Source organism: Streptomyces sp. NBC_01224, from assembly GCF_036002945.1.
GTDB lineage: Bacteria > Actinomycetota > Actinomycetes > Streptomycetales > Streptomycetaceae > Streptomyces.
On sequence record NZ_CP108529.1, the window covers coordinates 8,629,982 to 8,648,418 of the forward strand.

Here is an 18,437-nt window from a genome sequence, read left to right on the forward strand (position 1 = left end):
CGGCCTCACTGCTCTGCGGACGGTCCGTGCGTGACTCACTGCGGGGAGGTGGGTACGGGGTCATCCACGTGTGCGGTCACATGGCTCACGACCGCGACCACCCCGTCGAGTCGCTCGGCAAGGCAAGTCAGGATCGCGATCTGGCTCCGGCTCTTCAGCCGGCCTTCCAGAGTGACAACGCCGTCCACGACATGGACGGTTACCACATCGGCTCCGAGCCCCATGGTGCCCACGAGTACGTCCTCGACGATGCGTCGTCGTATCTCCGCGTCGGGTCGCAGAAAGAGGCGTAGCAGGTCCCGGCGTGTGACGATGCCGACAAGTCTGTCCTCGTCGTCCACGACCGGAAGCCTCTCCACGCCACCGCGCATCATCAGCCGGGCCGCTTCCGGCGCGCTCTCCTCCGCGCGGACGGTCACCGCCGGCGTCGACATGACCTCGGCGGCGGTGAATTCCGCTCCGGACGGGGTCATGGTCGTGGTATCGGCGTCAGGAGCGCCGCCCGTGGCCAGATGCCTTGCCGCCTGTCGGTTCACCAGGTCGCTCTCGGAGACGACACCGACAACCCGGTCCTCGTCGTCGAGTACGGGCAGTCCACTGATGTTGTGCTGGGCGAGCAGTTTCGCAACCTCCTTGAAGGAGGTGAGCGAGACGACCGAGACGACCTCGTCGGTCATCAGGTCTCCCACTTTGATGTGCTTCATGGAGGCGCCTCCAGCCGTCTCACAGCGATTCACCCGGACGCGATGCCGCAGGTTGTTCAGGAACCACGATCCACCGGGGCGTATGGAGACGAGGAGGGCCGAATGGGTCGTGGCCGGGACCGGTCGGACCCGGTTCGGGCGTCTGGGCACCTGGGCACGGCAGGATTCTCTCGAAAGGGTCCATTGGGCCCCGGGCGGTCCTGAGCGGCCCTCTCCCCGCAGGGGTGAGCGGTGCCAGTGTGAAAGCTGACCCTTCAGTGGCCTCGGCGAGGAGGAACCATGAACGGCACCGCCGGCAGCCCGGAACTGGGATCCGTCATCGTCGGCGTCGACGGCTCCGGCCCGGCCCGCCGGGCAGCGCTGTGGGCAGCGGCCGAGGCCGCGCGCCGTGACAGTCCGTTGCGCATCGTCTACGCGGCAGACACGGACGGCCGGGTTCTCTACCTCTCGGCGGAGAGCATCGAGCGCGTTCGCAGCGCGGGCCGCGAACTGCTGCGGGAAACCGCCGCTGCCGTCGCGGAACAGTATTCCGGTCTGCACGTCACGACGGAGTTCAGCCGCGGCGCACCCGTCCCCAGCCTGCACCGGACGGCCGGCCTGCGCGGCACTGTCGTGGTGGGCAACCGCGGTCTCGGCGGGTTCAAGAACCTCATGCTCGGATCCGTCGGTCTGAAGGTCGCCGCAGGCGCCACGACGCCCGTCATCGTGGTCAGGGGCACTGACAACGGGACCGAGACCGGAGTGGTGATCGCCGCGGTCCGTGACGAGCACGACGCCGAATGCGCCCGGTACGCGGCGCGCGAAGCCGAGATCCGTAAGGCCTCGCTGCGGCTGCTGCACGTGTGGAACATTCTCGAATCAGCCGGACTCGCCGTGACCATGCTCGACGATGTCGAAGCGATCGCAGGCGAACACGTCCACCACCTGATCACCGTGACGGACCGGATCCGCGGCGAATTCCCGGAACTGAACGTGCAGGCGGACGCTGAGAAGAGTCTGACCGTCGCCGGGGTCCTGGTGGAGGCATCGCGCCACGCGGATCTGCTGGTGATGGGCGGACGGCGATCGCCCGGTTTCATCGGCCCCACCCTCGGGCGGGCGACGCACAGCCTGCTGCACCACGCGCACTGCCCCGTGGAGCTCATTCCGCGGCACGGTTCCGGGCGTGGGAGCGAGTCGTGATGGGCACCGGCGAACGCCGTGAACTCGTCATCGGTATCGCGGCCGGCGCCGGCCGCCACACCGGCTGACTGAATCGGTCACCGTCACATAGCGATGGCAGCGAGGTGCCTCGGTGTTCAGCGAGGGCCGACACGGTAGGGCCGCATCATCTCGTTGTCCTCGTGTTCCAGCATGTGGCAGTGCCACACGTATTGTCCCGCCCGGTCGAAGGTGGCCTTGACCCGGGTGATGGCGTGCGGATAGGCGATCACCGTGTCCTTGAAACCGCTCTCCCCGGGCTCCGGAGGTCTTGCGCTGTGCCCGGTGCTCTGCCGGTCGACGACCTGGAACTGAACCTCGTGGATGTGGATCGGGTGGGCATCTTTGGTGGAGTTGTGTATTTCCCAGATCTCGGTCGCCCCGAGTGCCGGGTTCTCCGTGATGGGATCGCCCCATCCCATGGGGGTCGGGTTTCCGTGCCGGTCCACGGTGCCGAGCATCACCACGCGGGGACCCACGCCCCGCAGGACCGCGGAGTTCTGCTCCTGCAGGGAGATCTGCCGCGTGTGGCTCGCTGGACCCAGAGGTTCGAACGGCGGAAGGGTGAGGTGGGCTGGGGGTACGGTCCTGTCCGGTGTGGCGAGCGGTCGTGCCACCGTGAATTTCATGACCTGTCCGGTGGTCCCGGGGGCCGCCGGCCGGAAGTCCGTGCCCGCCCTCCCGCCCCTGAACGGCTCGTCGGGGCCCTCGTTGATGAGGTACAGATCAGTTCCGACCGGGATCGAGGTGAAGTCGACGACGACGTCGGCGCGTTCGGCGGGGGCGGTGAGCAGTTGGTCGCGCTGCACGGGTGCGGGCAGAAAGCCTCCCTCCGAACCGATCTGCCAGAAGGGGAGCACCGGGTCTGCGGGACGAGGGGCCATCGGGTCGGTGACGATCTTCAGGATCAGGAAGCGTGCGTTGCAGCCGTTGAGGAACCGCAGGCGGTAGCGGCGCGGCTCGACGGAGAGAGCGGGCCAGGTACGGCCGTTGGTCACCATCGTGTTGCCGAAGAACTCCGGGTTCCAGATGGGGGAGATGTCACTGCCGGGGATGTAGGGTCCGGTGAAGTGGTCGAAGGATGCGCGGCTCGCCGGGTAGAACAGGCTGCCGTCGGTGGAGAACGACCGGTCCTGGATGACGACCGGGATCTCGTAGTAGTGCTTTCCCGGGGGGTCACCCAGTTTCGGCGCCGGCCCCGGAAGCACACCGTCCGGGAGGTCGGCGGGCCCGCCGCGCAGGAGGTAGAAGCCCGCCAGCCCCGCGTAGACGTTCAGCCGAGTGACCCCCAGGGCATGGTCATGGAACCAGGAGGTGGCGGCACGCTCCTGATTGGCGTACTGGAATATGGCGGTTCCAGGCCCCCAAGCTACATCGAACTGGTTCTCGAATATTTTCCTGAACTGTTCATAGAAGGAGCCCGTCCGTGCGTATCCGTCGGCGATGTCGGAAGCGCGGGGTAGATACCACGCCTCGGGGTAGCCGTCGCTCTCCTGCGTGTTGTGCCCACCGTGCAGGTGGGTCACGATCGGCACGGGCCCGGTATAGGGGCCGGGTGTCGAGGCGAAGGCCGGCCGCGTATCGCGCCGTGAAATGCCGCCTTGGGGGTTGGCCCAGTGCAGTGTGGGGTCTACCGGCAGCAGGTGCGGCAGATGATTGCCGTGGCGGTCGATCAGCTCGTTCACCCACGTGACCCGTATGGCCCTGCCGAAGGTCGCCTCGACGGTGCATGCAGGATAGGAGAAGCTTCCCGGATGCCGGGTCGACCCGTATCCCCACACCGTTGTGGCCGGCATACCGGCTGGCAGGATCTGCTGCCGCAACTGCCGAACACCGATCGTGTAGTGGTCGACGCGTCCTGCCTCGTCCCTCTCGGCCCAGGGCATGACCGGCGGGACGGCGAGCTCGGTGACGTACTTCTCGACGTGCGTCGGGTCCAGGACGCGGCTGGGGACCCCCGGCCAGGCCCGCGCGGCGGCAGACCCGGCCGGGATGAAGAGGCACGTTCCGCCGACGAGGCCGGCCTTGATGAATTGTCGCCTTGTGGCCATCTGAGCCCTCCTGGACACGGCCCCCCATCGGCTGCAGTCCCAGAAACCGTTCCAGTGTTTCCGACACAACGAAGAAGAGCCACTCGAAACGTCGTGGGCCGAGATCTTCGTGCACGCGCAGCGTTTCAGCTCGCCCGGTTCCCCGCACTCTGCGGCGTTCACGGTGCATGGCTTACGACGGTGGCGACAGTCGGCTCGATCGAGCAGCACCCCGCCCGCCCAGGGTGAGAGCGATACGGCACGGCCGGGCTCCAGCAGCTGCACTTTTTTGCCGCGCCGAACCGCCCTTCGGGAAGCTGCCTCCAGAGCCGGCCTAGCCGGGACCACACCGTCTGGGATACCGAGACCGGTCTGGAGACCGAGGTCGACCTGGAGAGCCTGAGGGGCTGGGCGAGCAGGACGAGAACGACCGAGGTGAGGGGCTCCAGGCGAGCTGACCACCGTCGAGCGGGACGAGCTCAGGCAGTCCGCAAGGAAGTCGCCGGGCTCTGCTCGTGGAAGGACACGGATGGCGTCAATCGTTTGTGCCGATCCTGAGCCAGGCCCGCTCGTCCTGCACACGGCCCGCGGCAGCGAGTGCAAATCGTCATGAATTCCGCAGTGAACCAAGGAAGTCGAAGCTCCGCCAGAGCGCCGGACCGGCCATCGTCCTACGGCACCGCCGTCGAGAGTTCCGTCGACGTCCTCGACGCCGAGATCGGCAGCGACCGGCTGCTGCGGGACGCAGTGCCTGAGGGCGCTTCAGCCAAGCTCCATGCGCACGTCCACGACGCCTTCGACCGCGCGAATGGCCCGAGCCAGAAGTGGCACCAGGGAACGGTTCCGGAGAGGTCCCCGCAGGGTGACGACACCATCCAGCACAGAGAACTCCACCCGGTCCGGGGGAGAGAGTTCGGCGACAACAGCGGATCGGATCTCCTCCTCGATCTCCTTGTCCGGGCGCAGGAACACCTTCAACAGGTCGCTGCGGCTCACGACGCCCTCCAGCATGCCGAGATCGTTCACGACGGGCAGTCGTTTCACTCGTTTGCGCGCCATGATGCGGGCGGCCTCGGCGAGCGTGGCGTCGGGGTGGACGGTGACGGCCGGACTCGACATCAGCTCCTCGGCCAGCACGGCGCCGGCTTTGGACGCCTCCTCCAGTTGGCCGGGCAGCTTCGGCTCGTCCTGCCGGAACTCCTCCTTGGGCAGCAGGTCCGCCTCGGACACGACCCCGACGACGCGACCCTCGCCTTCGAGGACCGGCACGGCGCTGACTTTCCACTGATGCATCAGCTCGACGATCTCCTTGTACGAGGCCTCGCGGCCGATGGCCACAGCAGTGTGGGTCATGACGTCGCTGACGGTGTACCGGAATGCAGCCATGGGGTGCTCCGCAAGGGCGAAATTGACCTCCTGCCCGATCCCCATCAGGCGGGCACGGTACTGGGCAGGCAGGGCTGCGGTGATGCGAGTCGGAGAAACGCTCATCGATGGCCTCCTCTGTAGCCTCCGGTTTCAGCATCGCCGGGCAGTCGGTTCACGGACATGGGTCCACCGGCCCCTGCCGCGGTCCCGTCCGGCCCTGGGCGGGCAAGCTTGGCGATTTCGGGGCGCTCGGCGGCTCTGTCGGCCGAGTCCCTTCTCGCGCCCGATCGCGAGTTCGGATCAGAAGGCTTCGTGAGTGCCCCCCAGCAGATTCCTTTCGATGTACCGGCGGACATCCGCGGTGAGTGAGCTGAGGCGTCGTGAGAGTTCCGCTTTTGGCACGGTGGGCGCCCTTATGGTGCGGGCCCCGGGTGGCAGTGCGGCGAGGTCGGTCATGAACCTTTGCCGGACCGTGTCCAGCTCTGCACGTTCTGAAACGCGTCGCCCCTCCCGCATGACCGACTCCAGCAGCGGGACGCCATCCGGCGGCGGCTGCTCGTCGACGAGAGCTATGAGATCCGCGTATCCCGGTCTACGGAACACCTGCTTGCGCCCCGGCGCCGTCACCTTGGCCGAGGACAGTTTCATCACGGGCCGGCTGTCGTACTCGACCAACTTGTATGCGGAATCCAGGTAGGGGGCATCTGCACAGACGCCGATCCGGGTGCCGACCGCGTACGTATCGATGGGCGCTTCGGAGCGGACCAGGCTGTCAACGGAGAACTCGTCGAGACCACCGCTCGCCACAATCCGTGTCTTCCGGAGGCCGGCAGCATCGAGGATGGTCCGCGCCTGCACGGCCAGGGCTCCGAGGTCACCGCTGTCGAGCCGGATGGCGCACCCCGGGCCGAGGCCCAGATCGCGCAGTACACGCGCCGCTGTCGCCACACCTCGCACGGTGTCGTAGGTGTCCACGAGAAGCGTCACCGGGCCCGGATGGGACCGGGCGAAGGCCCGGAACGCGTCCTCCTCGGTACCGAACGCTTCGATGTACGAGTGGGCCATCGTGCCGACAGCGGTCAGGCCCTCGGAGTGAGCCGCCGCCACATTGCTGGTTCCGGCGAAGCCGACCATGGCACCCAGCCGGGCGGCCTGGTGTCCGGCTTCGATGCCATGAGTGCGGCGCAGGGAGAAGTCCACGACCGGGTGTCCGTCCGCGGCCAGGACGCACCGGGCACATTTGGAGGCGATGGAGGTCTGATGGTTGAGCTGGTTGAGTACGTAGGTTTCAACGAGCTGGGCCTGCGGGAGGGGTGCAGTGATTTCCAGCAGGGGTTCTCCGGCCAGCACGATGTGCCCTTCGGGTACTGCCCTGACTTCGCCTCTGAATTCCAGGCCGAGCAGCGGTGCCAGATCATCGGACTGTCGTCCCAGCACGGAGGCGAAGACGTCCACGTCATCTGCGTCCACACGATAGGCGGAGAGGAAATCGAGGACCGAATCCAGCCCGGCACAGACAAGGAAACCTCGGTCCGGCGGCAGAATGCGCACGAACAGACTGAACGTCGCCGAACGTGTCATGCCCTCGTTCAGATACGACTGAGCCATCGTGACCTCGTAGAGGTCGGTGCTCGTTGCATTCGACATCGACGGCACCTTCCTCCCCGTCGCGTCATCCCCTCCGGGACTTCCGCCCGGCCCCCGCGCGCTCGCGCACCACCCCGCACTCCTCCCTCCACTATCGGCCTCCTGCGTCTCGTGGGCCAGCCGGACGCCGGGGCGGCAACCGCACCGCCGAGTCTCTTCTGCCGCTGCCGAAGAGCACGTCGTGCGTCCGGACCGGCCGGACAACGGTGGGGGCCGAACGTTCCGTATCCGGGCCGAACCGGTCCTCACAAACGTATCGGGGAACCGGAGAGAGGAGCGGCGGCGATCGGGTTCGCCTTCCACGAGGCTCGGGCGAGGGGCTGCGACCTGGAATGCCGTACATGCCTGGCGCTGTCCCTCGCACGACCGCGCCGATCATCCGCGGACTGCCGGTGAGCCGCACCTCTACTGCAAGGAACGTGCGGCGACCCTGACCGACGAAGCGGTGGCCGAGTCCGTACGCGATCACCCGACGGTCCGGCCGCACTCGGCGGCGGTCGAGGGAACGGCCGCAAAAGTGCCGGTCCAGCGTTCGGCCGCTGCAGACCTGATCGTTGTCGGAGCGCATCGCCGCCGCAGCCACCTCGGACTCCAACTCGGCCGAGTTGCCCATACCCTGCTCCACCACGCCGACTGTCCGGTGGCTGTCGTACCTCTGGCGGCTCGTTCGTGCGAGACCCCTCGCCTCACTTCCTGAGTTGCGACGCGTGGTCGGGGACGTACGTCTGAAGGTCTCTCGGCGGTCGTTGGTACCCGGTGGCCGGAGGCCGCGGAGGCAGTTCGATCAACGGCGGAGCGACTGCCTCGTACGGCACGGTCGACAGGAGATGGGCGATCATGTTCAGGCGGGCCCGGCGCTTGTCGTCGCTCTCGACGACGTACCACGGAGCCTCCGAGATGTCGGTATGGACGAACATGTCGTCCTTCGCCCGTGAATAGGCCTCCCAGCGGGTGATCGATTCCAGGTCCATCGGCGAGAGTTTCCACCGGCGGGTGGGATCCTGCAGTCGGCGTCGGAACCGCTCCTCCTGCACCGCGTCACTCACCGAGAACCAGTATTTGCGCAACAGAATGCCGTCCTCCACCAGCATCCGCTCGAAGATCGGGCACTGGCGAAGGAACCGCTGGTGTTCCTCCATGGTGCAAAAACCCATGACGCGCTCGACGCCGGCGCGGTTGTACCAGCTCCGGTCGAGCAGGACCACTTCCCCCGCGGCTGGAAGATGCTCGACATAGCGCTGGAAATACCACTGGCCGCGCTCGCGCTCGGTGGGCCGCGGCAGAGCGACGATACGTGCCACTCGGGGATTGAGGTGTTCGGTGACCCGTTTGATCGTGCTCCCCTTGCCCGCCGCGTCACGTCCCTCGAACACCACGACGAGCCGTGCGCCTTCCGCGCGTACCCACTCCTGGAGCTTCACGAGCTCGGTCTGGAGCCGGTACAGCTCCCGCTCGTACAGCGAGCGCTGCAGCTTTCCGGGCTGGCCCGAGCCTTTGTCGTCCGACATGGGATGACGTTATGGAGGAGACCATGGTCGAAGTCAAGTGTCAGCGCCGAACGGGCTTCGCTGGGCGGACCCGGTGCGACATGCCCCTCGTCGTGGATCACCGAGAATCACAGCGTGAGCAGGGCGACGCCACCGCGATGTGGACGGCGCGGCTGTCGGGTTCGGCGTGTGGTAAGCCCCGGTCGCACATGGCCGTGCACAGAAGGCAAGGCAGCCCCGGAATCAAGGACAAAGTGTCAAGGCTACGCGCCACGCATGGACGGGATGACGCAACGGCGTAGCAGGCCGGCGCTGTCACACGCTCGTCGACGAGCAGGGGCCCGGGTCACCAGAGCCTCCCTGCCCGCTGTCGGTCACTCATCGGCTGGACTGATGCGCCGCCCTGTGAGGCGCGTGGGCCGGATCGACACCCATGTGTTGCGTTCGCCCCCTGCCCAGGGCGTGGTATGGGCGCGGTCGGCAAGCTGCCGCAGTGCGTCGGGCTCTGTAACGATCCGCGCAGGGCCTACGGCAAGCACGCTCCAGCCCTGGCTCATGGCCTCGTCCACGTGGTCGACCTCGAATGCGACATCTGTTCCCCCGGCTGTCGCAGGCACCGAGTCGGGCGCGGTCCGGAAAGCGATCGTGTCATCGATGACTTCGTAGTTCACTGGAAAGACCGCTGGGCCATCGGGTGTCGACACCGCGATGCGTCCTACGCCGTGTGTGGAGAGCCGGGCGCGGCATTCGTCGGGGTCCAGGTCCTGCAGCCGGGGGTGCAGGAGCGCCTGGCCCCGGCCGGGTGGCAGATCAATGCCGCCTCCGCGCAGGGCTGCGGCGGTGGTGCCGAGTGCGTCGGCCAGGCTGATGAGACTTGCCGGACTCGGGTCAGCAGGCCGTTGTTCGAGGTAGGCCAGGTAGTCCGGCGCCATTCTGGCGCGGCGGGCTGTTTCTGCGCGGCTGAGCCCCTGTCGCTCGCGCTCCATGGCTACGCGCCGGCCGATGTCGCCGGGGTTGGGTGCCCCATCGAGCCGGACCCCGGCGGACTCGTCCCCGGCCTCGGCCATGCCCGGCCGGGACGGCTCGCGGGATCTGCCGGGCCGGTGCTCAAGGTGCCGGATATGGGCGTCGGGCCCGGGGAACACGAGCGTCACCTGGTCGGTATCCGACCAGTGCACGTCGTAGGGAGGGGTTCCGTCCTCATGGTGGAGTCCGACAATCTCGCCGTCGCGCCTGCTGGCGCCGGTGGCCGGGCTTTCGACAACAAGCCGATCGCCGAGGTGAGCTCGCATGATCGCCGCCGTTTCCTCATCATGTTGCTGTACCCAACGTGCCACGCATGACGTGCCGCCGCACGGGATGAGAAACCGTGAGTCCGCGGGGCCGAGCGGGCTGGTATCGGGCCCGCTGGTCCACCGACGAGTCGGGCCGGGCCATCTGTGCGGCTCGCGGGCGACCGCTCCTGACCCGCTCGGCACAGGGCCATTACCAGCCGTCACATCCCGAAAGGAGAAGCCGCATGCACCACCGATCGGTCGCAGAGCTCATGACCAGAGACGTCGTCCGGGCACGGCGTGACCTGCCGTTCAAAGAGATCGTCAAGCTGCTGGCAGAGAACGATGTCACAGCGGTACCCGTGGTCGATGAACTGGATCGGCCCATGGGTGTCGTGTCCGAGGCCGACCTGCTGCGCAAGTCTTCCGACCAGGTCGATCCGTCCGGCCGGACACCGATTCCGCATCTGGAGGCGTGGGAGCGGGCCAAGGCCGAGGGGGCCAGGGCCGAGGAACTGATGTCGGCTCCCGCGGTGTGCGCGCGTCCGGAGTGGACCGTGGTCGAGGCTGCCCGCCTCATGGAAGTGCAGAACGTCAAACGGCTGCCCGTCGTGGACGAGACGGACAAGTTGCTGGGCATCGTCAGCCGTCGTGACCTGCTGCGGGTCTTCCTGCGCCGTGACGACGCCATCTACGAGGAAATCAACCGGGACGTACTACAGCGGACGATGGGTCTGGCCTCCTCGGAGGTGACGGTCGAAGTGCGCCAGGGAGAGGTCGTCCTCAGCGGATCCGTCGAGTTCAAGAGCCTGATCCCCATCATCGAACGGCTGTGCCGGAGCGTCGACGGTGTGGTTTCCGTCGCTGAGCGTGTCGCCTACCGGACCGACGACATCCGGACCTCCCGCACCGGCACGTGAGCCATTCGGACCCCGCGAGACGCCTCACGTGCCCCGCAACGGCAGGGCAGTCTGCACGGGCCCGAGGGGAGCGGCTCTTCGTTCCGGATTGCTCTGTCGGCAGCCCGTTCCACCTTCTCCGCCCCGGAACCCGTCGATGCCCGACCACCAGGGGAATGACGGCCGCTCTTCCTCCTTGTGCGGATTTCGCCCATGATGATGTACGACCAGCTCGCCGGATGGGCCGACGGGCATGTCGCGCGAGCTGATCCCGCGGTTGTGTCCAGCCGGCGGATCCCCGAGAGCATGAAGGTCTTGCTGGTCGAGGTCGGTGTTCCGACAGGTGAAGGCAAACGATCACGGGGCCGCCGAGGCTCACAGCTGGGCGCGGACAGGCTCCCCGTACTTGCTCCGGTGCGCCTTGCTGTCGACGGCCGCCCTGTCATCGGCGGAGTCCAAACCTGGTCGCGCGGGTGCCTGTTGACGAGCGAGACTGACGCGCAATGAGTGAGCAATCATGCAGTGTTGAAGCAGCCTTTCGGACGACGAGCGGCCGTGTGCGGGGCAGAGGGGCCGGCGACGGCGTCACCGCCGTGCTCGGTATCCCGTACGCAGCCGCGCCTTTCGGCGCCTGCCGGTTCCGGGAGCCACAGCCGGCGCCGGCCTGGGACGGGGTCCGGGACTGCACGGCCTTCGGCCCCATCGCCCCGCAGTCGGCGGAGCTGCCCGGAGCGCCGGTGTGGCACCCCGGGGACGAGGACATCCTCACCGTCAATGTGTGGGTGCCGGAGCGTGCGGACGGCGGCGCGCTGCCGGTGTTCTTCTGGATACATGGCGGCGCCTACACGTTCGGCTCGTCCGCCCAGGCCGACTTCGACGGGACAGCCCTGGCACGCGCAGGGTTGGTCGTGGTCAGCTGCAACTACCGGGTGGGCTTCGAGGGCTTCGGGCATGTGTCCGGCTTTCCCGACAACCGCGGGCTGTTGGACCAGGTAGCCGCGCTGTGCTGGGTCCGGGAGAACATCGCGGTCTTCGGTGGCGAACCTGGGAACGTCACCGTCGCCGGGCACTCTGCCGGAGGAGGCTCGGTGGCCTGCCTGATGGCCATGGAGCGGACACGGGGGCTGTTCCGGCGGGCCGTCGCCCACAGCGTGCCCAATGCCTTCTTCGCAGTCGAGCTCGCAGTGGCGGTCAGCGAGCGGATCGCGGCGGAGGCTGGGGTTGCCCCGACAGCGGAGGGACTGCTGTCCGTGTCGCCCGAGGCGCTGGTGGCCGCCTCCGACAAGGCTGCCGCGCACTGCGGGACCGACCCCGTGGCAGCGGTCCACACCTTTGACCCGGTGATCTTTCAACCCGTCGTCGACGGCGAGGTACTGCCCGCGGATCCACTCCGTATGCTCGCCTCCGGGACGGCGCGGGAAGTGGACCTGCTGGTGTGCCACACGTTGGAGGAGTACTGGTTCCTCCACGCGGTGGGAGCCGTGCGGGAGGTCACCACCGAGGCGGAACTGGCGGACTTCGCCGAGGCCCTGCACCTCCCAGCCCATCTCGGGGACGGCTACTGTGCGTTGATGCCGGACGCCCAGGTACTCGACCGCTACCTCGCGATCTTCGGCGACGCGCAATTCGGCGAGTACACCACGCGCCTTGCCGAGCACCACGCGAGGGCCGGCGGCCGGGCGTACCTGGCCCGCTTCGCCCGCAGGCGCGAAGAGGCCAGGCCCTGGCACACCGCGGACATCCCCTTCGCCTTCGGTAACCTGGACGCCGTCGGCGCCGACTTCCTCATCGGCGGTGCCCCCGACGACCACGACCGCGCCCTGTCCCGCCGCATGCTCCGCTCCTGGGCCGGCTTTGCGGCCACCGGTGACCCGGGCTGGCCGGCGGTCACCGCCGACACCACGCCAGTAAAGTCCTGGGCCGTCCCCGGCGACCACCTGGCCGACGACGACACGTCCGGGCTCCGCGCCTTGTGGCGCGACGTCCGGTTCGACCTGCTGCGGCCCAGGCAGGCGGCCGGGCATCGTTCCCATGGACTTTCCGGCGCTTGAGGCCCAACTTCTGTGCTTCTGGCTGATGTTCCGGCCGCAGTCCTTGAGAAGCCCGGTTGCGAGCGGGATCACGTCACTACAGACGACGCGGTGAGCGGGTTGGCTTCATTGCGACAGGAGTTCGCAAGGGACTTGTCCGTCCACTGCGGACGATGAATGAGGCGTTCCAGCGAGCTTACGACCGGGCGGGCAGCAGGGTGCAGCAGTCGCTGGCCAGCCGGGTGCGCAACGCCGAGGAACGGCTGCGCCGCCTCCTCGCCAACCCGGTCCCGCCTCCGCCGGAGCCGCTGCGCTTCGCCCCCGTACTGCGGGCCCGCCGCCTGGAGGGCGTCGTACTCGACGCGGCCGACATCGCCGTCACGGACCGACTCGACCGCACGAGCCTCGCCGTCACGGCGGGCGAGCGCCTGCTGATCACGGGGCCGAACGGAGCAGGTAAGAGCACGCTGCTCCGCGTTCTGGCCGGGGAGGTCGCCCCCGAGAGGGGGAGCGTCAGCTGCCGCGGCAGGATCGGCTACTCCCGCAAGAGCCGCGGCCCGGGGAACCTGAGGAGACCGTGCTGGCTGCCTTCGCCCGTGGACGGGCAGGGGAGGCCGCCGGATACACCGAACGGCTGCTGTCCCTCGGCCTGTTCGACAGCGACCAGCTCACGGTGCCGGTCGGCCGGCTGTCCACTGGTGCAGTTGCAGCGTCTCGCCCTGGCGCGATTGCTCAGCGAGCCGTCGGACGTCCTGTTGCTCGACGAACCCACCAACCATCTGTCGCCCGCCCTCGTCGAGGAGTTGGAAGCCGCTCTGAGCGGGTACGAGGGCGCCCTCGTCATCGTCAGCCGTGATCGCCGGCTGCGTCGGCGCTGGCGGGGCGCCCACCTGGCCATGCACGCGACTTCGACGTCCCCCACCAAAGCCTGACGTCATCGAAGCCCGCAGACATCCCTTCAGAAAGGAAGCGATTCGTGATGTCGCCTGTTCCTGCCGACCCGACCGTGCTGCATCCGATGCCCGAGCAGCCACGGGTGGTGCTGCTGAAACCTCTGATCACCTCGCCGCTGATCGAGGTCGGAGACTTCTCCTACTACGACGATCCCGCTGACCCGACCACCTTCGAGACCTGCAACGTGCTGTACCACTACGGGCCGGAAAAGCTGGTCATCGGGAAGTTCTGCGCGCTGGGCGAGGGCGTGCGGTTCATCATGAACGGCGCCAACCACCGCATGGACGGCCCCTCCACGTTCCCGTTCCCGATCATGGGCGGTTCCTGGGCCGAGCACTTCGACCTCATCACCGGCCTGGCCGGACGGGGGGACACCGTGGTGGGCCATGACGTCTGGCTCGGATACCGGGCCATGGTGATGCCCGGCGTCCGCATCGGTCACGGGGCGATCATCGCTTCCGGCTCCGTCGTCGTCGACGACGTCCCCGACTACGGCATCGTCGGCGGCAACCCCGCCCGTCTCATCCGCCGCCGCTACAGCGACGCCGACATCGACCGCCTCCTGGCCCTGACCTGGTGGGACTGGCCGCTCCAGCACATCACCGAACACATCCGCACGATCATGTCCGGCAGCATCGACGACCTGGAGAACGTGGTGGCCGGGTACACGGGAAAGGCACGTCAAGACCCATCGCCCCGCACTGCGAAGGGCCGTTGAACGGTCCCGGCACGGGCCGGCCGGCTCTCCGGAGGCCGGCCTGCGACCAGCGGAGATCTTCGCGCCCGCCGGCTTCCGTTTTCCGCCACTGCCTCTGGTGGTCGCCCTCCGCGCGGTGACCGCATCCGCACCGGCGACCCACCCAGCACCGAGAATCGAGTTGCCAGCATGCCTGCTTCGTCCCACCCAAACCCGTTCGCCGACTGGCTTCGCGCCCATGCCGTCCCGCTCACCCACCTCGACCGTGAGGTGCCGCTCGATGACCTGGAGCCGCTGCGCGCCATCATCGGTGAAGCCCGCGTCGTAGCGATCGGCGAAAATTCCCACTTCATCAACGAGTTCGCGCTCATGCGGGAGCGCATCCTGCGGTTCCTGGTCGAACGCTGCGGTTTCACCGTTCTGGCCTTCGAATACGGCTTCAGCGAAGGCTTCCCCCTGGACGCGTGGACCCAGGGCGAGGGGACCGACGACGACCTGTCGGCCCATCTCGACGCGGCGATTCCTGTGGGACTCGATGAGCCGCTGCGCTGGATACGTGGGCACAGCCGCACAGCCTCACCACCGGTGCGCTTCGCCGGCATCGACATCCCGGCGGCCGGCGGGTCCTTGCTTCCCGCCCTGACCCCGGTCGCCGACTACCTGCGCCAGATCGATCCCGAAACCCTGCCGGCGGTCCGGACGGCGACGCGGATCGCCGAATCGTTCGCTGGTGGCTCCGGCGCCGCGGCCGCACCCGCGTGGGCGCGCCTGGCCGCCGCGGAACAGGACACCCTCAGCGCGGTCCTGGCGCGCCTGCTCATCCGGTTCCGCTCCGTCGAACCGCTGTACGTCTCCCGCAGCGACCAGCAGAGCTTCGACATCGCCTTGCGACGCCTTGAAGGCGCCTGCCACGCCGACTACACCTTTCGCGCCATGGCCGACCTCTTCGCCGGAAAGGGGCTGACCGCCGACCCCTCGGCCCGGGACGTCTACATGGCCGGGTCGGTCCTGTGGCACCTGGAGCGCTTCGAGCCCGGGACCCGCGTGGTGCTGGCGGCTCACAACGCCCACATCCAGAAATCACCGATCTCCTTCAACGGTCACCTCACGGGGCTCCCGATGGGACAGCACCTGCACCGCGTGCTCGGCGATGAGTACTTCGCCCTCGGCCTGACGAGCATCACCGGACACACCGCGGACATGCGCCGCGACGAGAACACATGCTTCGGTTTCACCATCGACAACACACCGCTGGAGCCGCCCGAGCCGGGAAGCATCGAAGCCGCCTTCGGCGATGCCGAGTCCGGGCTCAACATCGCCGATCTCCGCCAGCCACGCCAGGGTGCCCGGGGCAACGCGGGCCTTGCCTCCGGGCCGGACCGCATCCGGATACAAGGCGCCTACATGCACACCCCCGTCATCGAGGCGTTCGACGCCATCCTCAACTCCCCGACCTCCACCGTGGCCGACGACCTCGAATTCACATGAGACAGGCCGACGACCAGGGCGGTGAGGCCGAGTCGCTGCGTTGGGCGGTCTACGCTGTCACCGTTGCCCATTACGTTCAACGGCCCAGCGTCCTGGGAGGAAGTTTGAAGCGTTCCCAGGTCCCCGGATAGCTTCCGGCCGCCTGCAGAAGGGACAATGCGATGGATCCTGATATCCGAACCAGGGGCGCACTCGAGGAACACTGGCGGGCATCGGAACGTGGGGATACCGAAGCCGAGCACGCCATCTACGCTGCGGACGCGATCCTCGACTACCCCCAGTCAGGTGAACGATTCCGGGGCCGCGCGACGATTTCGGCGCAACGTGGCGGGCACCCTGCCAGTCGGCACTTCACTGTCCACCGGATCGTTGGCAGCGGGGATCTGTGGGTGAGCGAGTGTGTCATCACGTACGACGGGGTGCCCACCTACTCAGTGAGCATTATGGAATTTGCCCACGGGCATGTGGTGCACGAGACGCAGTACTTCGCGGACGCCTTCGGTGCGCCTGAATGGCGGACAGCACTCGCGGAGCCTATGCCGGGCAGGAATATCGCCAGGGCCTGACCCAGGGTCGGCCTCGATCGTTCATGAGCCCGTGTCAGCGTGCTGACGGGGGCTCTGGGCTTTTGTGGACGGGCGTGTTCTGTCTTGCGGTTGTGGCGAGGGCCCGAGTGTCGCCCGCAGGTCCGTCGAGGGCCGGCATGGGCAGGCAGGCGAGAAGGTCCAAGGCGAGGGAGACGACCTCCAGCCAGCCCTGATGGTGGGCGGCGCCGTGAAGGGGCAGGTTGCGCAGGCCGGTGTCGCGGGCGGCCCGGATGCGGTCCTCGGCGCGGGCCCGGCGGCGGTGGCGGAGCTCCACGCAGCACAGCCACGAACGGGTGACGCCCGCCTCGCCGGCACCCGCGGATCCGCGAGGGTCCCAAGCCGGTCCGGCAGCCCGACGATCGCGCGGTGCTGACGGGTGGGCGACTTGACCAGGCAGACGGTGGCGCACCGGCGGCACATCGAAGCTCCTTTGGGCTGGGGCGGCTTGGGAAGATCACCCGCACAACAGAGCTTCGTTGCGTGCGTCGCGCGCCCACCGGACATCGTCGCACTGCTGCGCACCTACAAGATCGCCCCGACTTTGAAATCGCCCTGGGGTCGGCATGCGGCACCAGGAGATTTGCGGTACTCCTCGAACGAGAAGAAGCCGATGTCGGCGCGTCGGCGCGGATGCTCACACCATCGCTTGCCTCTCACCCTCGTCCGGCTGGTTACAGACAACGGCACAGGGACGCGGCGGGCCGGGCATGCAGACACGCTTGTGGTCATTCCAACCATTACGAGGCTGTACGAGACTTACGAGACGGAGGCAGTCGCCATGGAGCCAGTCGTCACCGTGGGCCTCGACGGCTCACCCGAGAGCCTTGCTGCTGCCCGGTGGGCCGCCGACGAAGCCGAGCGGCGCAAGCTCACGCTGCGTCTGCTGCACGCGTGGCCTCTGCTGGTGCCGGAACCGACCCGCGTTCCTGCGGAGATGGATCAGAACTACTGGGCGAGGCGGATCGTGCACAAGGCACGGGCGGAGCTCCAGGCGCGTCACCCGGGCCTTCCCATTGTCGGCAACCTGGTTGCCGACGACGCCCAGCACGCGCTGCTGCGAGCGGCATCGGAGTCCGAGATGATCGTGCTCGGTTCGCGCGGACTGGTGCCCGTCGAGAGCTATTTTCTCGGAGACATCAGCATGCCCGTCGTGGCACGGGCCGACGGGCCGGTGGTCCTGGTACGCGCCGGAACGAGCGTGCCGGGGCCACAACCCGCTCCAGCTGTGGAAGGCGGCGTCGTGGTGGCACTGAAACTGCACGGCTCCAGCGACGACCTGCTCGAATTCGCCTTCGGTACCGCCGCAGCGCGAGGCGTGCCTCTTCGAGCCGTCCATGGCCAAAGCCTGCCGCTGGCCGCATACGCACCCTGGGGCGTGGATCACGACGTGACGGAAGAAATCACCCGGGACGCGCAGAAGCACCTCAACCAGATCCTCCGCCCCTGGCGTGACAAGTTCCCGCTCGTGGAGGTGAGCGACAGCATCGTTCTCGAAAGTCCCGCCAAGGCTGTCGTACGGGCCGTCCATGGCGCCGCCCTGCTGGTTGTCGGCCGACGCAAGCACCGTCCCGCCCCTGCATCACACCTGGGCCCAGTCGCCCAAGCCGCCATTCATCACGCGCGCTGCCCTGTCGCCGTCGTCCCCCATGCCTGATCCGAGCAATCGTACGGAGCCGATCACTCGGTACAGAACGCCGACGTGTCCGTGTTCCCCGGTGGCGTCGGTGTGTCGCCTCTCCCGCGCGCAGAGGCGTGCCGGGGCGCGCGCACTGCTGTGGCGGCGCGTCGCGGCACTCGCCTACCAGTCACTGCCCTCGTACGCCCATGAGCTCTACGGCAGACCCGTGGCACCTGTGCGCACCGTCGACCGGCGTCTGCGCACAGGCAGGAACCGCCCCGCGCTGCATTCCCTCCCGGCTCCGCTGGCAACTCCCGCCCGGTCACATTCTGAACGCGATGGCCCGACTCGGTCCCGGCAGCCGCCCCAGCCCGTACAAACTGCGCAGCCGGGCCGCCATACTGGACGGGCCGGGGAGGGCACAGGAGTAGGCGAAGCGACGGGGGCGACAGCA

14 protein-coding genes and 3 pseudogenes are annotated in these 18,437 nt (G+C 68.0%); 10 read left to right on the forward strand and 7 right to left on the reverse strand.

Features of this window, described 5'->3' with window-relative positions; all coding sequences use genetic code 11:
* Positions 1–35: 35 nt before the first annotated feature.
* Entirely contained in the window at positions 36–704 is a 669-nt protein-coding gene (locus OG609_RS39145) for a CBS domain-containing protein (RefSeq protein WP_327277150.1), read from the reverse strand.
* 279 nt (positions 705–983) lie between these two features.
* Here OG609_RS39145 and OG609_RS39150 point away from each other — a divergent pair, with 279 nt between their 5' ends.
* Positions 984–1,886: a universal stress protein gene (locus OG609_RS39150; protein ID WP_327277151.1), complete on the forward strand. Its 903-nt coding sequence runs from the start codon at positions 984–986 to the stop codon at positions 1,884–1,886.
* A 116-nt stretch (positions 1,887–2,002) separates the two neighbouring features.
* Here the strand turns inward: OG609_RS39150 and OG609_RS39155 are convergent, their stop codons facing one another.
* The 3 genes from OG609_RS39155 to OG609_RS39165 all read right to left on the reverse strand — a co-directional run bounded on the left by OG609_RS39155 (position 2,003) and on the right by OG609_RS39165 (position 6,949).
* A complete protein-coding gene (locus tag OG609_RS39155) occupies positions 2,003–3,955 on the reverse strand; it encodes a multicopper oxidase family protein (protein WP_327277152.1) in 1,953 nt (650 codons plus the stop codon).
* Positions 3,956–4,696: 741 nt separating this feature from the next.
* Entirely contained in the window at positions 4,697–5,320 is a 624-nt protein-coding gene (locus tag OG609_RS39160; RefSeq protein ID WP_327278340.1) for a CBS domain-containing protein, read from the reverse strand.
* A gap of 282 nt (positions 5,321–5,602) precedes the next feature.
* Complete coding sequence (locus OG609_RS39165; protein ID WP_327277153.1) at positions 5,603–6,949, reverse strand: nicotinate phosphoribosyltransferase; 1,347 nt, start codon at positions 6,947–6,949, stop codon at positions 5,603–5,605.
* Positions 6,950–7,130: 181 nt separating this feature from the next.
* On the opposite strand from OG609_RS39165, the gene OG609_RS39170 reads away from it, so the two are divergent.
* The gene (locus tag OG609_RS39170) at positions 7,131–7,646 is read left to right on the forward strand and encodes a universal stress protein (RefSeq protein WP_327277154.1); all 516 of its coding nucleotides are present in this window, start codon (positions 7,131–7,133) and stop codon (positions 7,644–7,646) included.
* Here the strand turns inward: OG609_RS39170 and ppk2 are convergent.
* Both ppk2 and OG609_RS39180 read right to left on the reverse strand, forming a co-directional pair.
* On the reverse strand, positions 7,636–8,457 hold the full coding sequence (gene ppk2, locus OG609_RS39175) for a polyphosphate kinase 2 (protein WP_327277155.1): 822 nt from the start codon (positions 8,455–8,457) through the stop codon (positions 7,636–7,638). The two genes, OG609_RS39170 and ppk2, sit on opposite strands and share 11 nt — an antisense overlap.
* 353 nt (positions 8,458–8,810) lie before the next feature.
* Positions 8,811–9,728 carry a pyridoxamine 5'-phosphate oxidase family protein gene (locus OG609_RS39180; RefSeq protein ID WP_327277156.1) on the reverse strand — a complete coding sequence of 306 codons (918 nt, stop codon included), beginning with the start codon at positions 9,726–9,728 and terminating at the stop codon, positions 8,811–8,813.
* A 227-nt stretch (positions 9,729–9,955) separates the two neighbouring features.
* Here OG609_RS39180 and OG609_RS39185 point away from each other — a divergent pair, with 227 nt between their 5' ends.
* The 6 genes and pseudogenes from OG609_RS39185 (at position 9,956) to OG609_RS39210 (ending at position 16,344) form a co-directional block, all read left to right on the forward strand.
* Positions 9,956–10,630, forward strand: a complete 675-nt coding sequence (locus tag OG609_RS39185; RefSeq protein WP_327277157.1) for a CBS domain-containing protein — start codon at positions 9,956–9,958, stop codon at positions 10,628–10,630.
* A gap of 482 nt (positions 10,631–11,112) precedes the next feature.
* Positions 11,113–12,660, forward strand: coding sequence for a carboxylesterase/lipase family protein (locus OG609_RS39190; RefSeq protein WP_327277158.1), 1,548 nt, complete (start codon positions 11,113–11,115; stop codon positions 12,658–12,660).
* Between the two features lie 134 nt (positions 12,661–12,794).
* A pseudogene (locus tag OG609_RS39195) lies at positions 12,795–13,571 on the forward strand (ATP-binding cassette domain-containing protein); the annotation flags it as partial.
* A 47-nt stretch (positions 13,572–13,618) separates the two neighbouring features.
* Positions 13,619–14,311, forward strand: coding sequence for a CatB-related O-acetyltransferase (locus OG609_RS39200; protein ID WP_327277159.1), 693 nt, complete (start codon positions 13,619–13,621; stop codon positions 14,309–14,311).
* 168 nt (positions 14,312–14,479) lie between these two features.
* Positions 14,480–15,778, forward strand: coding sequence for an erythromycin esterase family protein (locus OG609_RS39205; protein ID WP_327277160.1), 1,299 nt, complete (start codon positions 14,480–14,482; stop codon positions 15,776–15,778).
* Positions 15,779–15,939: 161 nt separating this feature from the next.
* On the forward strand, positions 15,940–16,344 hold the full coding sequence (locus OG609_RS39210) for a nuclear transport factor 2 family protein (RefSeq protein WP_093897885.1): 405 nt from the start codon (positions 15,940–15,942) through the stop codon (positions 16,342–16,344).
* A 115-nt stretch (positions 16,345–16,459) separates the two neighbouring features.
* On the opposite strand, the pseudogene OG609_RS39215 reads toward OG609_RS39210, so the two are convergent.
* Positions 16,460–16,639 (reverse strand): annotated as a pseudogene (locus OG609_RS39215) (IS1380 family transposase); the annotation flags it as partial.
* A gap of 504 nt (positions 16,640–17,143) precedes the next feature.
* Here OG609_RS39215 and OG609_RS39220 point away from each other — a divergent pair.
* Both OG609_RS39220 and OG609_RS39225 read left to right on the forward strand, forming a co-directional pair.
* Complete coding sequence (locus OG609_RS39220; protein ID WP_327278341.1) at positions 17,144–18,019, forward strand: universal stress protein; 876 nt, start codon at positions 17,144–17,146, stop codon at positions 18,017–18,019.
* A 106-nt stretch (positions 18,020–18,125) separates the two neighbouring features.
* Positions 18,126–18,414 (forward strand): annotated as a pseudogene (locus OG609_RS39225) (oxygenase MpaB family protein); the annotation flags it as partial.
* Between the last annotated feature and the right edge of the window lie 23 nt (positions 18,415–18,437).